We start from the raw sequence: 385 nt of genomic DNA, 5'->3' as shown, positions 1-385 counted from the left end.
TACCTCGCCACGCTAGAGCAGCTTCAAATTGTAGAAAGCCAGCTTGCGATCGAAACTGCCCGCTCGACCGAGGAAAGTCCATTTGTGCAGCGGCTGCGAGAGCAACAGGCGAACCTAACTGCTCTGCGAGATCGCGAAGCTCAGCAAGTTGTTGGTGCATCCCCAGGAGCCAACGTTTTGGGCTTTCAAAATTCAGTCCGCGTTGACTTGATTAACCAGCTCGTCGCCGCAGCTAACCAGGTTCAAGTTTTGGAAGTCCGCAATCAGCAGGTGGCGCAGGCACGCGGTCAGTTTAATCAGCGACTGGCTGGCTTTCCAGCGATCGCAGGCCAATACAACGACCTTCAGCGGCAGCTTGAAAACGAAACGAACACGCTCAACGGGC

At 55.1% G+C, this 385-nt stretch carries 1 protein-coding gene; it reads left to right on the top strand.

The genetic code is table 11. From position 1 onward, the window contains the following. On the top strand, positions 1 to 385 hold a 385-nt coding region (locus D7Y13_RS46780; RefSeq protein WP_208734772.1), incomplete at both ends, for a hypothetical protein.

The organism is Corallococcus praedator (assembly GCF_003612125.1).
Taxonomy (GTDB): domain Bacteria; phylum Myxococcota; class Myxococcia; order Myxococcales; family Myxococcaceae; genus Corallococcus; species Corallococcus praedator.
The sequence above is the reverse complement of the archived record's forward strand: the minus strand, read 5'-3'. Positions and strand labels throughout refer to the sequence as shown.